Origin of the sequence: Mesorhizobium sp. M0119 (assembly GCF_040322615.1) — a bacterium.
GTDB lineage: Bacteria > Pseudomonadota > Alphaproteobacteria > Rhizobiales > Rhizobiaceae > Mesorhizobium.
The window spans coordinates 172,663-189,390 of the sequence record NZ_JAMYTU010000001.1; the positions used below are offsets into that span (position 1 = coordinate 172,663).

The 16,728-nt window shown below is 59.2% G+C and carries 14 protein-coding genes and 1 tRNA gene; 4 read left to right on the plus strand and 11 right to left on the minus strand.

The window, feature by feature from the left end; translation table 11 throughout:
• Positions 1-6 precede the first annotated feature (6 nt).
• The 4 genes from NKJ40_RS00835 to NKJ40_RS00850 form a co-directional block, all read right to left on the minus strand.
• Positions 7-948, minus strand: coding sequence for a phosphatase PAP2 family protein (locus NKJ40_RS00835; protein ID WP_352463991.1), 942 nt, complete (start codon positions 946-948; stop codon positions 7-9).
• Positions 949-1,021: 73 nt separating this feature from the next.
• Positions 1,022-1,381, minus strand: coding sequence for a hypothetical protein (locus NKJ40_RS00840; protein ID WP_352463992.1), 360 nt, complete (start codon positions 1,379-1,381; stop codon positions 1,022-1,024).
• 77 nt (positions 1,382-1,458) lie between these two features.
• A complete protein-coding gene (locus NKJ40_RS00845) occupies positions 1,459-1,887 on the minus strand; it encodes a hypothetical protein (RefSeq protein WP_352463993.1) in 429 nt (142 codons plus the stop codon).
• On the minus strand, positions 1,887-3,680 hold the full coding sequence (locus NKJ40_RS00850; RefSeq protein ID WP_352463994.1) for a vanadium-dependent haloperoxidase: 1,794 nt from the start codon (positions 3,678-3,680) through the stop codon (positions 1,887-1,889). The genes NKJ40_RS00845 and NKJ40_RS00850 overlap by 1 nt, the downstream gene beginning before the upstream one ends.
• A 92-nt stretch (positions 3,681-3,772) precedes the next feature.
• On the opposite strand from NKJ40_RS00850, the gene NKJ40_RS00855 reads away from it, so the two are divergent.
• Positions 3,773-5,437, plus strand: a complete 1,665-nt coding sequence (locus NKJ40_RS00855; protein WP_352463995.1) for an AfsR/SARP family transcriptional regulator — start codon at positions 3,773-3,775, stop codon at positions 5,435-5,437.
• A 315-nt stretch (positions 5,438-5,752) separates the two neighbouring features.
• Here the strand turns inward: NKJ40_RS00855 and NKJ40_RS00860 are convergent, their stop codons facing one another.
• The 4 genes from NKJ40_RS00860 to NKJ40_RS00875 form a co-directional block, all read right to left on the minus strand.
• Entirely contained in the window at positions 5,753-7,714 is a 1,962-nt protein-coding gene (locus NKJ40_RS00860) for a CHASE2 domain-containing protein (RefSeq protein WP_352463996.1), read from the minus strand.
• 90 nt (positions 7,715-7,804) lie between these two features.
• Complete coding sequence (locus NKJ40_RS00865) at positions 7,805-8,635, minus strand: FecR family protein (protein WP_352463997.1); 831 nt, start codon at positions 8,633-8,635, stop codon at positions 7,805-7,807.
• Positions 8,632-9,903, minus strand: a complete 1,272-nt coding sequence (locus tag NKJ40_RS00870; RefSeq protein ID WP_352463998.1) for a tetratricopeptide repeat protein — start codon at positions 9,901-9,903, stop codon at positions 8,632-8,634. Before NKJ40_RS00870 ends, NKJ40_RS00865 begins: the two co-directional genes overlap by 4 nt.
• Positions 9,904-10,343: 440 nt before the next feature.
• Positions 10,344-11,531 (minus strand): magnesium transporter, encoded by a 1,188-nt coding sequence (locus NKJ40_RS00875; protein WP_352463999.1) that lies wholly within the window; start codon positions 11,529-11,531, stop codon positions 10,344-10,346.
• A 489-nt stretch (positions 11,532-12,020) separates the two neighbouring features.
• Between NKJ40_RS00875 and NKJ40_RS00880 the strand changes: the two genes are divergently transcribed.
• Both NKJ40_RS00880 and NKJ40_RS00885 read left to right on the plus strand, forming a co-directional pair.
• On the plus strand, positions 12,021-12,335 hold the full coding sequence (locus NKJ40_RS00880) for a hypothetical protein (RefSeq protein ID WP_352464000.1): 315 nt from the start codon (positions 12,021-12,023) through the stop codon (positions 12,333-12,335).
• A 1,000-nt stretch (positions 12,336-13,335) separates the two neighbouring features.
• Complete coding sequence (locus NKJ40_RS00885; RefSeq protein ID WP_301942484.1) at positions 13,336-13,479, plus strand: transposase domain-containing protein; 144 nt, start codon at positions 13,336-13,338, stop codon at positions 13,477-13,479.
• A gap of 262 nt (positions 13,480-13,741) precedes the next feature.
• Here the strand turns inward: NKJ40_RS00885 and NKJ40_RS00890 are convergent, their stop codons facing one another.
• Positions 13,742-14,116, minus strand: coding sequence for a hypothetical protein (locus NKJ40_RS00890; RefSeq protein WP_352464001.1), 375 nt, complete (start codon positions 14,114-14,116; stop codon positions 13,742-13,744).
• 677 nt (positions 14,117-14,793) lie between these two features.
• Between NKJ40_RS00890 and NKJ40_RS00895 the strand changes: the two genes are divergently transcribed.
• On the plus strand, positions 14,794-15,435 hold the full coding sequence (locus NKJ40_RS00895) for a peroxiredoxin-like family protein (RefSeq protein ID WP_287319684.1): 642 nt from the start codon (positions 14,794-14,796) through the stop codon (positions 15,433-15,435).
• Positions 15,436-16,028: 593 nt separating this feature from the next.
• Here NKJ40_RS00895 and NKJ40_RS00900 read toward each other — a convergent pair.
• Together NKJ40_RS00900 and NKJ40_RS00905 are read right to left on the minus strand one after the other, a co-directional pair.
• Positions 16,029-16,103: transfer RNA gene (locus NKJ40_RS00900), tRNA-Gln, on the minus strand.
• Positions 16,104-16,225: 122 nt separating this feature from the next.
• On the minus strand, positions 16,226-16,570 hold the full coding sequence (locus NKJ40_RS00905) for a VOC family protein (RefSeq protein WP_352464002.1): 345 nt from the start codon (positions 16,568-16,570) through the stop codon (positions 16,226-16,228).
• Positions 16,571-16,728: the final 158 nt, after the last annotated feature.

The window sequence follows — 16,728 nt, forward strand, 5'->3', positions numbered from 1 at the left end:
CCTCCCTCAGTGCCATTCCAAGAGAGCTTGACGCATCTCGCGGCTGCACAAATCCATCAAAAACGGCGCGAACTGCCTGGCTAGGGCCTGTCCGGCCTCGGTATCCGAACGGTAATGTAGCCCCGCGTGCTCCCGGTTTTCGGCGACGCGCTCGGCAACGAAGAATAGTTCGGTTGTGCCGGGATGTTCTGGTATCAGGCGCGTGAGAACCTCTGCGATGCAGAACATTTGAAACGAATGGTTGCTTGGAAATGCTGCATGAGGCGGAACGGGAATGAATGGCCTCAACCGGGAGTCTACCTGGTTCGGTCGCTGGCGATTGAAGACGGCCTTGTAGAAGTAGCCAACGCGCTCGGCGACCTGCAGGATCAGTTCGATCAACCTTTCGGTACTGTCAAACCCGCCGCTTTCGATGCCAAGAGGAGCAAAGATGTCCGACAGATTGGCTGTGTCGGCTTGCGACAGGATCTCTTCCTGCCTGACGCGATCGTTGACAAGGCTCAGCTGGTGAGCATGAAGCGCCGCAATTTCGGTGGCAGTTTCCGACGGACCCCGCGGCGGTTTGATCTGCAAGGTCTCGAAAGGGTAGGTCCCGTCCGCCATCCCCGCAGCGTAAAGCCGCCTCACGATGTCCCAGGACGCGAGAACCTCGCCGACTGCGCCACCGCCCCGCTCCGCCTGCGCAGTTGATCTTGAACGTGATCGCGATCGTGACCTTGACCTTGAGCGGGACCGTGATCGCGAAAGGACTTCGAAGCTGCTGCGGGAACGCGATAGGGGATTCCCAGCAAGGGCCGCAGCAAAGTTGTTCGTATCGGGCAGATGTTTAAGAATATCCTTCAAGAGAGAGTTGTCTATTTGAAGAAAGCCGATTTCTCCACGTCTTGTCAGGATGATATCCGAACTAATATTCCGAAAATCTAGTTGGTCAATAGGTTGAAGTCCCATCTCTTTGTCCCCCATTCGCCCGGCAGCTTTTCTTCGAAGGCTGCCCCCGTGTTTAACTTTCTGCAAGCGATCGTCATGCCGGCTTCTGGAACATTGCCTTCAGTTGGTTGGCCGCATATGGAAGAAAGAGCGATGCGCCATAGAAAAGAAAATTCCCGACACTGGTGACGATTCCAGAAACCTGTTCGGGCCGCACGATCGCAAAGTAGAGGACTACGTTGCTCGCGCCCCAGAACAACGTAACCATCAAGGATGCCCCAAGCATGCCGGCCACACGACTGTAGCTCTCGACAGGAGCTACGCCGTTGTCGTCCGTGATATTCTTCTCTAATAGAATCGATTTATAGTCAATGCTGGTGAATACGGAGCGAAGAAGAAATATAGTCGCCCCGTTGAAAGCGAGCAAAAGTCCCCATACAGGATAATTGTCCATTTTATTTCTCCCACAGAGTGATCAGTTTCGAGTCTGGACGCCATCGCGACCGATGGCGTCCATTGATTTGCGGAATATCAGACAGAAGACGATTGAATGGCATCGAATATCCATCCGCCGCAGTTCGAGCGTCCGTTTCCGTCATCAGTGCCGTAGGCGCGCAATCGGAGAATCCCGTCGGGCCCGATGCTTAGGCGGCAGTCATGCGGCCGGCCTGCGAGGACTAGAAATGGCTTGGCGTCGGGCTGGGCGATTTTTTCGAGCATGTCGAAGACAGTGTCGTCACCGACCTGTTTGACCTTGCGCGCCTGAATGCGATTATTGGCGGCAAACAGCCCATGCTTGCTGTCCGGGAAGTCGAACAGATGCGTGTCGCTGATCGAGAGTCTGTCCTCATTGAGTTCGACGATTATTGTCTCGGGCGAGCCTGGCCTGATCGGCCGAGCTGGATCTTCACAGCGGCTGGAACTGAGTTGGTTCGCCATATGCGTGCGAAAGTTGTTCATTACATCATCTCCTTTGCTTTGGCGGCGAGCCCAGGCCCGAAAGATCCATCGGGGACGATCGCGTGCAGAGGCCCAACGGGGTTGGACTTCATGACGTCGATCAGGTTGCGGCCAAGACGCACACCTTCGACAGCGTCGATCTGCCAATGCACGCCGAGATAAAGACGGCTGACGGCATTCTCATGGATTGCCTGGGCAAGCGTCATTTGGCGGGCGTGGCGGGGACGTACGGAACCGTCCGGGTCGATGGCGCGACCATCATACTCATCGGATACGAAGGCAAAGACAATATCCTTGCCGTGCCCCAGCGCTTCAAGCAGTTCGCTTGCAAGCCCGAAGCAGGTCGAACCGAAGGTCGCGTGCCCCGACGGATAGGCCGGAAACTGCGGCGTTCGTGACTTCGGACCATCGCCGCCACGTGGAACGGAATTGGTCTGCGGCGCCCCGAGGGGGGCCCAGTGCGCATCCGAATCGACCAGCGAAGGTGTGTCGGGCAACAATTCGAGCCATGTCTTGATGGAGGTATAATCCGGTTTGCCGGCCCCTCCGGGAGGCATTGTGAGCCTGGCCTGATCGAAGGTCGGCACGGACGCGGTATCCTCCCTGAATCCGGCCTCGTTGGTGCGAAGCAAGGTTGCCGGCCGTGCGACATGATAGGTGAATTTTTCGCGCCACGCGGCAATGCCGGCATCGGCCATTCCCAGGTTGCAGATGGCCAGCAGAACGGCCAATGCCTCAGTGGAGAAGTTCGCCTGCTCCGCGATCGCGTGAAGGCATTGATTGTAGAGGCGCGGCGGCAAGCCAATCCCGCGGACCCCGTCATAGGCCCAGAAGGTTCCGATGAGCGTTTCCTCGGCTGTCCGTGTCAACCGGCCGGTCCCTGGAGCAGCGCCTTTGCCGGCGACCAGGTCCCGATCCGCCGGCCAGTTCATTGCTTCAAGAAACGAGCCCAGCGGCTCCGTCTGGCCCGGCTGCGGCGGCTGCTCTCCAAGGGCCTCGCTTGGCCCGACAAAACCTATCGTGCCGTCGGGGTATGTGGCGAAGGGGGTAACATCGAAACCCCATGTCGCACCCAGCACTGTGGTGCCCAGCGGCGAATAAGGGTCAGGGCTGAAGGTTCCTGGCAGGCCGAAGGCGCGGTATTGCCTATCCCGTGGTCCCGAACCGTCGACTGACCGAGCGTCCGCGAGCATCCGGCCGATGGCAGCGCCATACTCGAGCCCGGTTTCGATCGCCTGCGCCGACTGGCCCATTTCATAAAGATGCAGTCGGTATTCCGTAACGAGCTGCTCAACGATGGCGTCTTCGAACAACAGCCGGATCGTCACAGACGCAGCTCCGGCGACAGCGGCTTCACGGCTGATCACGGCAGGCGCGGCAGGGAGCATGGGCTGATATGCGGCCAGCCGAGCAAACCGATTATGGCTATTGTGGAATGAGGCCGGATCGGCCATGAGCAGGGCGTCGTACATAGCGATATGTACGATTGCCAGCGCGCGAGACGCACGCGTCGGCCCGCCCACTTTGGGCTCAAGTTTTGTTCGGCCTTTTTTGGCTTCGTCGATGCCCGTTCCATCGCCGAACGTATAGTCCTGGCGTTGCGCTTCGAGCGAAGCCTTGCTCCAGAACAAGATCGGATCAAATTGATCTAACATTTTTTTAGCCTCCATCTTGGTAGCGCAAGCAAGGTTTTTCATTTCAGTGCGCTGCCGACGCGGGTAATGACCATGCCCGCGTCCGAAAACCGTCCGAATTTCCGTCGTTGTTGCGTGAAAAATGCGTGAAAAGACCATCACTAAACGCTCGGCCGGGTGAGATCGTGTATTCTTTTGCGGCCTATGCTATGGAGATGGCCGGGGTTTTCGACGGTAGGCTGGAAATGGCCATGCAACTGATCGCGCGGCTTACGCTGCGGGGCATCTTTCGACTTGAAGATTTGCACGGCCACCAGATTGCCGTGCCAAGCAAGAAGGCACGTGCTTTGCTTGCAATTCTTGCGTTTTCCCGGAACGGGGAGCGCTCCCGCGCCTCGCTGCAGGACATTCTGTGGGGGCGATGCGAGAAAACGGAGGCCCAAAACAGCCTTCGGCGCGAGCTATCATCGCTGCGCGCGCTGCTTGCGGGGGACATGGCCGATCTGCTTCATATTGACCGCGAGACCGTCTGCCTTCGACTCCACTGCTGTGACGTCGACGCACTGCATGAAGGTCAAAGTGCTAAGACGAACGGAACGCTTCTTGAAGGCCTCGACATTGCTGGGGAGGAAGGGTTCGAGGAATGGCTGCGCGAGCGGCGAAGTCAGTTGCAAACGGCCGCGCCGGCAGTGGCCAGTCCAGGGGCAGACGAGACCCGACACAGTGGCGCTCAGCCCGACAGGCGTCTGGTCGTGAGCATCGGCTTGGACGCGTGGCACAACGGTGCGGTCGGCGCCATGATCTTGCCTGAACTCTTTCGGCAGGCAGTCATCTCTGGCCTGGAGGAAACGGGCTGCTTTCGCGTTTCCGTTCCGGATCCCGCTCGCAACGGGCCGCGAAATGCTGCCGATGCGCCGGATTTGGATCTGCTGATCAAGACGGAGAGCGCCTACGATACTTTGGCGGTTGCCATTATGTGTGTCGGTTCGACCAACCGCGATGTTATGGTCAGCATGAGTACGGTGGTAAAGCTTGGCGGCAAGACGCTGGCACTGGAGCGGGATCTTCAGACCTTCGCGACCAATTGTGTTGACCGTCTCTTGCACCGGAACATTCTCTCGCTCGACGCCATGGACGATTCCCATATCAGCCGAAAACGGCTTTTGACGGCTACAGCGCAGATGTTCAGCCTAAGCCCATCCAATGTCAGGGCCAGCCGCGCAACTCTGACCGAAGCAAATGCACTCAGCCGCCAGGGCATCTTTCATGCTTGGCGCGCCTATCAGGCTGTATTTCTCTTCGACCGCTCGCATGCCTACGACTATCGCCTTACGATCGAAGAGTGCAAGGACGACATGCGCGTGGCTATGGACCTTGATCCGTTTAATGGCGCAGCCCTGTCATTATGCGCCCACGTACACGCGTTCCTCCTGCAAGATTTTGCTACTGCTGGAGAATATTTGGAAAAAGCAAGGCAGACGGGCACACAAAGCGTCATGTATTACGATGCATTGTCTATGCTAAACTTCTATACTGGCAATTATTCAGCGGCCAAGACGGCAGCAAGGAAGGCAGAGGTACTTGGAAAGAACGTGACGTTCCGATATTGCTTCGCGACCTCACTGTGCATGATCGAAGCGATGTCGGGCGATTTCGAAGCGGCCGCCCGCGAGGGGCGTCGCGCGCTCGCGCTTGAACCGGGGGGGCACGAGATTTCGTATCCCCCGACACTCCGCTACTGCGGCGCCGCATTGGCGCATCTCGGCCTCAAGGACGAGGCCCGCGAACTGTTCGGCCAGCTTCGGATGAAGGATGCTGATGTCGCCAGCCAGAAAATCAGAAACAAATTCGGGCCATTTCCCAACCCACGAAGCGTAGAATTGATCAGTTCGGGTCTGGCTAGCGTCGGGTTTTAGGCGGCATTTTCATCGACGAGGAATCGACGTCGAACTTGGTTGTTCTGCCTGTGGTCTGACCCTTGGGCCGCCAGGGCGGCGGCGCTTACCGACCCGCTGGCGGCCAGCCTGCAGCCACTGCGCGGGCCGGCGATATGTGCGGCGGCAACGTCGTTCTGTTCGGGGCCGGCCGTGTCGGTTTGTTGACTATGCTCGCAACGAGGCTTTGCGGCTGCAGTAAACTTGCCATCGCCGACATCGCCGCCGCTCCGCTCGCCGGCTTGGCGTCGACAGGACAAACGACGCTTCCAGCAGCGACCTGCTCCTCCGATCCGATCACCCGATGTTTCGAGTTCGGGGTGCAAGATCAGGAGGAGCTGTCTTTGGGGACAGCGGTGAACCATCCGCCACTGCTGGGCCGTCAGATTGCTCGCCATGCTGAACCGATTTCTCGCGGCTCACGCCTTTGTGCAGCTCCGGAATGGTGAAAACCGGCACCTCACCCTTGAAACCCTGGAGCTCAAAGGCGCCCGCCTGGACGACCGGCATCGATGCTCCTTCCGCAAAGCCGGGGCCAAGCACCAGGGGGATGCCCAGCTTCTTGGTCGTCGACTCGAGCCGTGCCGTGCGGTTCACCGGCGAACCGATCGCGGTGTAATCGAAGCGCCGTTCGGAGCCGAAATTGCCTACCGAGCAGATGCCCGTCTCGATGGCGACGCCGATTTGGATGGAGGGGTGGCCATCCGCGGTGAAGGCGGCGTCTTCGCGCTTCACCCGTTCGATAAGGGCAAGCCCCGCGTCGAGCGCGCGCTCGCGATGATCCGGCTGATCGAGCGGCGCGTTCCAGAAGGCGAGCACCGCATCGCCCATGAACTTGTCGATGGTGCCGTCGCGCTTGAGGATCTCGTCGGTCGCAATGCCGAGGAAGTGGTTGACCACCTTTGCAATTTCTTGGGTATCGAGTCGTTCGCTCATCGTCGTGAAGCCGCGTATGTCGCTGAGCAGAATTGTGATCTCGCGCTTCTCGCCAGACAGGATCGCTTCAGTATCCGAGCTTGCGAGGCGCTGCACCACGGAAGGCGACAGGTATTGGGAGAACTGCCGTGCCAGAGTGGACCGGCGCTGCTCGCTACGCCTGTAGAGGACATAACCTTCGAAGCTCGCAACCAGGATCGTCGCAAGCGCCGGCTGCAGCGGGTCATAGAGTGCACCCTGCAGACTGTATTCGAGAGCGCCGAACACGAACGGCGTGACGGCCAGCAGCGCCAGGGCGAGGGCGCCAAGCACGACGCGCCCGGCGAGCACTCCGGAAAGACCGATGAAAACGACGGCACTGAGGACAAACCAGAGCCGCTCGAGCGTACGCGCGTGCGTTGGCTCGGCAAGATAGCGCCCGGCAAGCAACTGGCCGATTGCATCGGCGTGGATGTCCGCGCCTGGTCGCGCTGGACGCGTCGGGGTGGGTAGATACTGCGTCAGTCCCACGGCCGACAGATCGACAATGGCGATGGCGTCCCGCAGCCGCGGATCACTGTGGCCCGAAAGGATAGTGCCGGCAGATATGCGGGGCGTATCGGTGGCGGTTTCCCAGAGGCGGATGCTCCCCTCGGGCTCGAGCGGCACAATGGCGCCAGCCATCCTGAGTGCGTCGAACCCCGCGGCATTCAGGCGGGCTATGTAGCCGTCCTGCCCGGCATAAAGGCGCAGGAGCTCGAGCGCGAAGGACGGCCAGAGCTGCACGCCTTGAGCGGTATTGCGAAGCCAGAGCAGCGGCACATGGCGCAGTACGCCGTCGGGATCGGGCAAGGTGCGAATTACGCCGAGGCCCGCGGCGGCGTTCGAGAATTCGGCAAGCGAGCCGGTCAGGCCAGTGAAGCCCGGAAGTGTGTCGGGTACTTGCCCGACGATCGACCAGCCGGCTTTGGGCTCTGCTTCTGAAACCGTCGCCTCATTGCCCAGGCTGACGGCAAGCGCCGTTCGATTTTTCGCCAGTGCCGCTGCCAGGCGCTTGTCTCCGGCGATGCCCTCAGGCGAGGTGTCGGCCTCGGGCAGCACCAGCGCAAGCCCGATCACCGCGGCGCCGGATTCGGTGATGCCATCGACCAGATCGGCCAAGAGGCCCCGGTTCCAGGGCCATCGCCCATGTGCCTTGAGGCTGGCGTCGTCTATCGAGACAATCACGACAGGATTGCTCGTCGCCTGGCGCGGGGCGAGAAACTGGTAGAAGTCGTACGTGCGTTCGCGCAGCCGCGACAGCGGACTGTCGAAAGCTAAATGGCAAGCGAGCAGCAGGAACACGACCACAAGACCGGATATTTTGCGCCTGGCAGCTTGCCGCCAATCAGCCCAGCTCGACCCGGCCAAGAGGCTCATGTCGTGCCGCCGGGCTTAATTGCAGTAGTAGCAGCAACCCTCACCCTCACCCTCACACCCACCCTCATCCACGCCGCCGCCCACAGGTGGCGTTGGGCTGTCGGGGAACTCCATGACCACTCCCGGCAATGCGCCGTCGGTGGAGTCGCAGACTTTGAGCGAGCCGCCGAGTGCCGACGCACAAATCGCGCTTACGTCCAATCCCGGACCCGGTGCACCTGGCAGGCCGGTGCCGGCTATCCGGTCGATGCTGTCCAATATCGGGAAGGTGTCGATTCCGCCGTAGCCGGTCAGCAGCTTGCCATCTTCCGATGTGCAGGCGTAGCCCGGGTTTGTGATGACCAGCCGTTTGCCATTGATCGTGCAGGTCATGCGGCCCGCGCGCAGAATGCCCACGGTCTGGCCGGCTGCCACCAGCACTTCGATGATGCCGCCTCTGGCCCCGAGCACCATATGCGGCGTCGCAACCTGCATGACGCCACCTTTCGAAACCTGACCGCCATAGAAACGGGCCAGGCCGTTGTTCATCCCGATGTCGATCTTTCCCGATCCGGAGCCCGGATTGTAGACGAATTCATCGATCGTCAGGCTGGTGTTCGGACCAATCTTGGCGCTCGATTCGTCCCGGAACACCAGCATTCCAAGACCAGTGGGATCGCTGCGCAGCTGGTCGCCGAGTTCGACGCCGGCACCGACGTCCATTGTCCCGCCGTTGTTGCGGACGATGTTGGTCTGGTAGGCCGTCATCGACCCGACAGTCTCAGCGGCGGATGGTGCCGCAAAGGCAAGGCAGCCGATAAAAATGGCGATCTGACGGTACGGGGTCCTCATCGCGGCCTCTTTCAATTGAGCGTCAACGTATAGCTCATGAGCATTTCGAACGATTTTCGGTCGCGGTTGGCGATGTCGAAGTTGGTTTCGCGATAGGCGAGATCGACGCTGATCTTCTGCGCCTCCGTCAGCTGAAAATCGCTTTCCGAGGCAATGCGCCAGAAGTCGCTCTTGATACTTGTGCCGATGCCGACGGACAGGTCGGGAGCGTCGCTATGGCCGGCCGAGAAGGCGACCTGGTGCGACCATGCGAAAAGATCCGGTACGTTCATCAACAGGCCACCATAGCGGACCTCGCCCGTGTAGCTGCGGCCGATTTCAGATCCGGAGGCGAAGTCATTCGAGCCGACAAAGCGCAGTCCGAGCGCCTGGCCATTGCGGAAGCGGTAGCTGCCGCCTGCCTCATAGAAAACCCTGCTATCGGCGAAAATGCCTTGCGAGGCGCTTAGATCGATGTAGCCGCCACCGGCGAAGAGCGTCGTCTCGACCGTCGGGCGCACAAGAAAGCGCCCACTGACGCCGACGCCGGTTTCCTGGATATCGCTGTCGAAGCGATCCGTAACTGTGAAGGCGGAAAGCAGCAGGCGCAGCGAATCGATCCCACTATTGGGTAATCCCTTGTCCCAGGTGATCGCTGCGTTGCCGTGGATAAAGGTCTCCTTGCCACCCGGAACCGACAGGTCTGGCGTGAAAAAGCGCTGTGTCGCCGTCAATGACCCTGAAAGAACGAGAGCGTCGGCACTTGGCGTGCCGAGGTCCCATCGGACAAAGCCTTCCGCCCGCCCATAGGGCGAGACGAAGCTGTCGTCGTCTTGCGCCCCGCCGGGCTCAAAATCGGTAAATGCGCTGAACACGCCGCCGGTCAGGGCGAGTTCCCAGGTGACGCCACGCAACGCGCGCTCGATGCGGGCGAGCAGGCGAACAGCTTCCTGCTGCTCACCTGCGGTCAGGCCGCCGACTTCGATGCCGTACTGCACCTGCCGCCGAGCCAATTCATAAGAGCCGAAATGATAGTACAACCGGCTGGCCGCCAGCCGGGCGCGTGCATCGCGGGGATATTTGATCAGATACTGCTCGATTGAGGAGATCGCCTGATCGTACTGGCCGGCGTTGACGGCGACCGTGACAAACTGGGCGAGCGTTCCGTTGTCGGCCGGACTGGCGATGCGGGCCGAAAACGCATCGTCATAGGCCGAAAAAAGACCCTGCGCGCCGGCCGGCAATACGCCGGTACAAAGCAGCGCCGCAGCGCAGCCGACGATCATTCGAAACGAAGATTGCATGCCGAGAACCACCCCAAACCCGACCAGTGCGAAGGACTAGCACGACTACTAGAAAAAAGGCGACTGAACTTTGACGAAATCGTCCGAGTTTTCAACAGCTGTTGCAGCCGCGCAACAAACTATCGGGCTTATTCGTGCTTCGGATACGCCGGTTGGCCAAATATCTTATCAGCGTTGTTGTACATAATTGAAGTATTCGGCACCATTGCCAACTAACTCAAATCATCACCAGTGGCGGATAGCGCAGCCGACAAGATTAATATTGTTTGCGCGGTTCTGCGCATGTCTGGTCACCGCCTGACGCATCAAGCTCTCACATATGGCTCATCCAAAGGTCTTCCGTGGCGTTGCCCGCGCGATTGCGGCCTGGCCTTTGTTATCTCGGTGAGCGCCGACGAGGTTAGCATATGGGAACCCCAACTCACCAGGGCGCCCCCAAACTACAGCACGAGCATGGTGGCTAGCCCCAGCATCAGGCCCATGCCTACGATATCGGTGACGGTGGTGAGAAAGATCGCCGAAGCGACGGCCGGATCGGCGCCGACCCGCCGCAGGCCCAATGGGATCAGCACGCCGGAGATGCCGGACATGAGGCACGATCCGGACATGGCGAGCAGGATCACAAGTGCCAGCATGGGTGCCTGGGCTGCCGACTCCGGTTGCCGCGAGGCGTAGAACCACATGGCCGCAGCCGCCACAAGGCCGACGAGCACGCCGTTGGCGATCCCGAGCGCGCCCTCCCTCATCACCAGGTGCAGCTTCGGTCGTTTGTCCACATCGCCCAGGGCGAGGCCACGCAGCGTCATAGCCAGTGCCTGGCAGCCGGTATTTCCGCTCTGCCCGGCCAAGACCGGGAGGAACGCTGCCAGGGCGACAATCTTCTCGATCGTACCCGTGAACGAGCTGACCACGAAAGCGGCCATGAAGGCCGTCAGCAGGTTGAGCTGCAGCCACGGATGACGCTTCAGGAAGGCTGAAAACAGCGGCGTAAAAGAACGCTCCTCCTTCTGGACACCCACCATCTGGCCAGACTGGGCAGAAATCTCGATGATTTGCTGCTCGAACAGCCGCCAGCCGCGGACCTGCCCGAGCAGCCGGTTCTCCGCGTCCACCAGGGGATAGACAGGGTAGTGACGGCGTACCGCCGCCTTGCATGCGTCGCTCAAAGAGAGATCGACGTTAAGGGCGAACGGCCTGGGCAGCATGATCTGATCGACCATTGCGTCCGGTTCGCTCAGCATCAGATCGCGCAGGACCACCAGGCCAACCAGCTTATCGCCCCCCTCCGTGACGTAGAGATAAGTGAGCTCGGTCGGCACCTGGGTGCGTCTGACGGCCTCCACTGCGGCGGCTACCGTCGTGCCGACAGGAACGCTGGCGGGAATCGGGTCCATCAGCTCGACGAGCGACTCGGGGATCGCGAGGTCCTTGCCATCGCCATGAGGCTTAATAGGCCGCATATGCGGCGGCAAATGCTCCGCCACCTTACGGGCGTGCCGGTCCGGCAACAACTTTAGTGTGTCCCGAATGAACTCGGGAGACTCTCGGGCCAGCAATACCGCCGCGTCATCAGGTGCTCGAGCACGCAGCGTGCGCACCAGCTTCTCAACGTCGTTCTCTTCCTTCATCTGTTCCCCCAAATTGCGAGTGTCTTGCCTCTGAAGGTATGACACGAATCTGATCGCTCCGCCCTGGCGCAGTGACCTAAGCGCCTCGATCCGGGAATCTTCGCCTTCTCCAGGCGCCGAGTAGACCGTACCCAGACAAATCTGAGCCATTGCGGGTGCATACAGGCGGGCTGTAACCTCTGCGTGTCGCCGAGAATTCAACGTGTTGCGAACTTCACCGGTCTTTTCCTGGGCTCTGCGAGCACGCCGCACCAATAAAACTCAAAACCCGGAAACTCTGCAGAGGCAGGGCCTCCGGCGTTCGAATTGATTTGCCTCATCCGGCGCGTCTTGCCAGTTCCACCAGCTATCGACGCCATGGCCGGTTAAGATCTGCGACTGCTTGCACAGAAGTGGAGCACGAGCTCCATCGAGGACGATTCATGACTGTCTTGCACCAAGGCAAAAACTTCGGCAAGTTCGTTGCGTCTTGGGAGAGAGCCAACAACAATGAAATTATCTTGCATTCGCATGATGCCGGTCGCGGCAATGGTGATTTGCGCAAACTCGTTCGTTCCAACCGCCGCCCACGCCAACTCGGTTGCCTTCGATCATGGATATCAGATGGCGGCTTATTTGTTTTGCTCTCAATCGATCTATAACGACAGACGTTTTGGCGACTTTCTTATTGAGGATAGGAAGCATGACAAAACTAAAGAGTACAATCGTGGCGTTGCCGCTCTGAAAGCCGCACTCAAAGGCACCCACCCTAGCAAAGTGTGCTTCGATGCCGCTCGCGCCAGCGGTTGGTGGACCGACCGCTGACGGCTTTACCATATAACTCCAGCCTCGTCGAACTCGGCCTTTAGTTGGTTGCTTATCTGCACGCTTGATTCTGCGTCTCCCAGCGGCACGGGGAAATTACGGTGACAGCGCATTATTTCTTCGCCGCCTGCCTCATTCCTAAGTTTTATCATTGACGGTCTGACTTCACGTCTGGCCCGAGGGCGGCGTTCGCTACTGTTTCGCCCTACCGCGTAATTGGGGTCGGCTGTCTTAAGAGGGCCGCTGCCCAGGGTGCCTACTTCTTAACGCATTGGCGGACTGGTGCGGCCGAGCAAACTTCGCCCACGCCGCAGTCCAGGTCGCGTGAACAAGGTTTCGGCATTTGCGGTGGCTCCAGCGTGACGAAGGGCGTCCTTGGCTCTTCCCCCGGTCTCACCGTTCTCGGGACGAAGGCGCCGGGATCACCGAGCGACTTCACATATCGATAGAATGACCGAATGTCGCTCTCCGGCATGACGCGAACGTTGTACCAAGGCATCGGCGGCAATGTGCGAAGTGTCTTGATGTAGTTTACATACCCGTCTTCGCTAAGGTCTTGCACGCTCCATCTCAGATTGTTTGCATAGGTTGTGCCCCACGGCCCCCGCCAACCTATTGCTTTCCCTCTCAATGCCTTGGTGGGGTCGAGTGCGCCTTCGGCTTCCCTGTAGCCGTCAGTATGGCAGTCGTGACAGCTGCCGATGATGGAAACCAGCCGTCCTCTCTCGACAGACACCTCCTCTGCCGCAAACGCTGCCCCCGATGCTGTCAATATTGCTGAGCCAACCAGGACCTTAATGAAGTGCATGGTACCCTCCAGCGCCCTCACACCGCTCGCTCAAAGCCAATAACAACGTCGAGACTTTACCACAATTTTGAAAGTTGGGGTGGGGGCAGCAACGGATCGTTGGAACCATGGGTTCCTAAGAGGCTCCTGGGACACTGTGGACAATCGCAGCACAGCACTACGTTCGACAACTGGGCGCTGCTCGCCTCCATCGTGGCCACCTGCAGGCTCAACGACGTCAACCCGGTCGCCTACCTCGCCGAAACCCTCGACGCCATCATCAACGGCCATCCGCAGACCCAGATCGAGGAACTCATGCCCTGGAGATTCCGGAAAACGTCAAGCCCAAATCCATAGGCGATCCGCGAGGCGCTTACGCCTCATTTGTGGTTTGACGGGCTTTGCCGATCGCCTCAGCCAGGGGCATCGAAAGTCAGGACGTCGGTGACAGGGAGCTGGGCGTCTTGGTAAGAGTGCACTGTCACCGTAATTCTTGTAATTCTTGGTAATTCTTGCGCGCCTGCACACGGTACATCCAAGCGTAGGTTACGCGCTCCTGGCCGTTCTTGGCTACGGCCATAATAATTCCCGCCATATGGATTGGCCCCAAGGCAGACATCTACCGGTAACTATCTGGGTCCTTGGCCTTCGCGGCCTGGCAATCAACCTTACTCAGAGCAGCCTTACGGTAAGCGCCTTCAAACACGCGGAGAGCCCTCTCGAATTTAGCCGGATTAGGCGCCAAATGTTTATCTAGCCCGTCGTACAAAAGGATGGAGACAGCCATCATGGCTTTTCCACTTTTGCTTGGTCTCAGCGCCGGGCACCTTTTCAACACGCCATAGATGTTACCTGAAATTGCTGCAGCCCGATGCAATTTGCCATCTGCCATACGTGCCAGGTAATTGATGTTTTGCTGCTCTCCCTGCCCGGCTGAAGCAGTCGATATTGTGAAGCAGATTGCTGCGATGACCGTTACCAAAATGCGGCTCAAACGTTTCCCCCTCTTCTTGCAGTCAACTCGCCCTACTAATCACCCCCTTATCATAGCTTAGCCTGAGCTTAAAAAGCTCGCCAGCCGGCGCCAGCGGGGAACAATTTGGGACATTAGATTCGGTCTTAGGAAAAATTTGAGGAGGCATCGACCTTCTGGCTCGCGGGTGCCTCGCCGGTCGTGAACGTCAGCACGAGAGCCACCCTATAGTTCTACGTGCGAACGGCGGCTATGCGCCTCATGTCGGCCGTAGAGGTGATCTTCGCTGTTGCTCGATAGCGGACGTTGCCGGCGACCACCTTGGACATCGTTGTTGCGCCATTTCCAGACATTCCCGACGCGTTTCAGGAGCGGACCTTCGCTTATCGTCCGGTTCTGACCCGTTGACGACCTTGGGCGTTGCAGACTTGAACCTCCAAATCGAGGTCGGGAACCTGACCTTCAGCGCAAGAGCATTCGGGAGTGCGCTCGCGTAAGGTAATTCACCACATTTGGCGGCACCCGCAGATGCTTTTTCGTGTTATGATAGGCAACGCGCGTAATCTCGACCTCGGCAATATGGCAGAGGTCGAAAGCTATTGCCTTGGCACAGGAAGCTTTCGCCCCAGCACTTGATCGCCTCCGAAACGCTGGGTGTGCTGCTTTCCCTGACTGACCCCGGGGCGAGGAGGTTGTCCATGTCCACGAGTAGTGTTGACCGCCCGCTGCAGCCGGGCGACCGGGCACCGAATGTTGTGCTCAATGCGATCTCACGCGAAGGCAAGATCGCGCTCGATGATTTTCGAGGCCGTAGCCCGTTGTTGATCGGTTTGTTCCGAGGCCTGCACTGTCCGTTCTGCCGGCGCCATGTCGCGGCGATGGCGCAACTCAAGCCGGCCCTGCGTGAGAAAGGCGTCGAATGCCTGGCTGTGGTCAATACGCCGGTCGAGCGGGCGCGGCTCTATTTCCGTTACCACCCGGCACCCGATCTTCTCGCCGCATCCGACCCGGAGCGAGCCTCGCACCGTGCTTTCGGCTTGCGCGAGGTCGGGATGGACACGGTCATGGCGATACCGTTCCATCTCCCGGGCGAGTTGCCCGAGCCTATGGACGTCATGGCAATGAATGAATTTCTTAACAAGAAGGAAGGATATGAGATTACGGAAGCCGATCAGCAGGCGATGGCTTCCAGCCAGGCGCAGCTTGTCGGTCAGTTCCTAATCGACCGGGCGGGCATCGTACGCTGGAACTTCACTGAAGTTCTGGAGGATGGCCTCAACACCTTCAGAGCGCTGAATCCCGAGGAATTGATGTCGGCAGCTTCCCAAGTTGCACATTAATAGGCTGCGGAAATGGGCTGCTGAAAACTCGCTCGACGGCCACCGTCCTGTGGTGATTCTTTGGATTTAACAATCATCGAAATGCTCAGCGCAGGAGGCTAAGGTCTGCCCGTGGGCTTCGTAGCGATTTCGATTCAACGGTCTGCGGACCGCCCCGACGCTAGAGTGAGCAAGCCGCATAGGCGGGGCGACGTCCGCTCCATGAACAGGCGATCCTGCGGTGTCAGGCGCAGTTCAAGCGACTCGAAGACGGCCTTCGTATCGACAATGCTTTCTATGATCGCATGTCGGCGCAATGGCGAGTGGAACAGACGCGACTGCTACGCGAGATCGAGCGGCACAGCGAGGCGCAAGAATCATACATGGAGCACGGCCCGCGGCTCCTGGAACTGGCCCGTGATGCCAGCCGACTATTTGCGAAACAGGCCGCGAACGAGAAAAAACGGCTCCTGAATTTAGTGCTGTCGAACTGCGAATGGGATCGCGGCGAAGTTCGCGAAACTTCCGGCAACCTTTTGACTTACTTGCTGAATCGGCAGCTGCATCGGCGCCGATCGATGCCACCGGAGCGATCGTCCACAGGGCATCCAGTTTGGCTGGGGCGCCAGGATTCGAACCTGGGAATGTCGGTACCAAAAACCGATGCCTTACCACTTGGCGACGCCCCAACAGCCGGAGCGTGCCCGCTGTGCGCGCGGCCTTATAGGACGAGCCGCGAGAAAGCTCAATGCCGACATATCGACTATGCACGACCGACCCGCCAGTTTTACAATCGCTACTTTGAACGGATCTATTCACCCCACACCGCCATTTCATTGCCGGCCGGATCGACGAAATGGAACCGCCTGCCGCCGGGGAATGAAAAGATCGGCTTGACGATGGTCCCGCCGGCATTCTCGACGGCGCTCAATGTTTCCTCCAGCCTTTCGGAATAGAGCACCGGCAGCGGCTTGGCCGGCGCATCTTGGCCATCCGCCTGAAAACCGCCGTCCAGCCCTTCGGCAAAGGCTGAATAGGTCGGCCCGTAATCGGTGAACGACCATGAGAAGGCCGCGCTGTAGAAAGCCTTCACGCTGTCCAGCGTTCCGCCTGTCGCCGGCATTTCCAGATAATCGAGCTTTCCGGCCATTCTCATCGTTCTGCCCTTTTGTTCTCGTTATGTTCTACAGCAAAGCTTTCCAAAAAGCAAGTCTTTTCGGCGGAGCTTTTCCTTAATCGATTGTAGAGGCCGGCCGGCTTGGTCGATGCCTTGCCTTTCGCACTGCAGCATCATATCGCTCGATTTGCCAACCT

Bases quoted from the DNA above. Each gene is read 5' to 3' on its own strand.
- NKJ40_RS00835 (WP_352463991.1), bottom strand. From the start codon at position 948: ATGGGACTTCAACCTATTGACCAACTAGATTTTCGGAATATTAGTTCG.
- NKJ40_RS00840 (WP_352463992.1), bottom strand. From the start codon at position 1,381: ATGGACAATTATCCTGTATGGGGACTTTTGCTCGCTTTCAACGGGGCG.
- NKJ40_RS00845 (WP_352463993.1), bottom strand. From the start codon at position 1,887: ATGAACAACTTTCGCACGCATATGGCGAACCAACTCAGTTCCAGCCGC.
- NKJ40_RS00850 (WP_352463994.1), bottom strand. From the start codon at position 3,680: ATGGTCTTTTCACGCATTTTTCACGCAACAACGACGGAAATTCGGACG.
- NKJ40_RS00855 (WP_352463995.1), top strand. From the start codon at position 3,773: ATGCAACTGATCGCGCGGCTTACGCTGCGGGGCATCTTTCGACTTGAA.
- NKJ40_RS00870 (WP_352463998.1), bottom strand. From the start codon at position 9,903: ATGCAATCTTCGTTTCGAATGATCGTCGGCTGCGCTGCGGCGCTGCTT.
- NKJ40_RS00875 (WP_352463999.1), bottom strand. From the start codon at position 11,531: ATGAAGGAAGAGAACGACGTTGAGAAGCTGGTGCGCACGCTGCGTGCT.
- NKJ40_RS00880 (WP_352464000.1), top strand. From the start codon at position 12,021: ATGAAATTATCTTGCATTCGCATGATGCCGGTCGCGGCAATGGTGATT.
- NKJ40_RS00895 (WP_287319684.1), top strand. From the start codon at position 14,794: ATGTCCACGAGTAGTGTTGACCGCCCGCTGCAGCCGGGCGACCGGGCA.
- NKJ40_RS00905 (WP_352464002.1), bottom strand. From the start codon at position 16,570: ATGAGAATGGCCGGAAAGCTCGATTATCTGGAAATGCCGGCGACAGGC.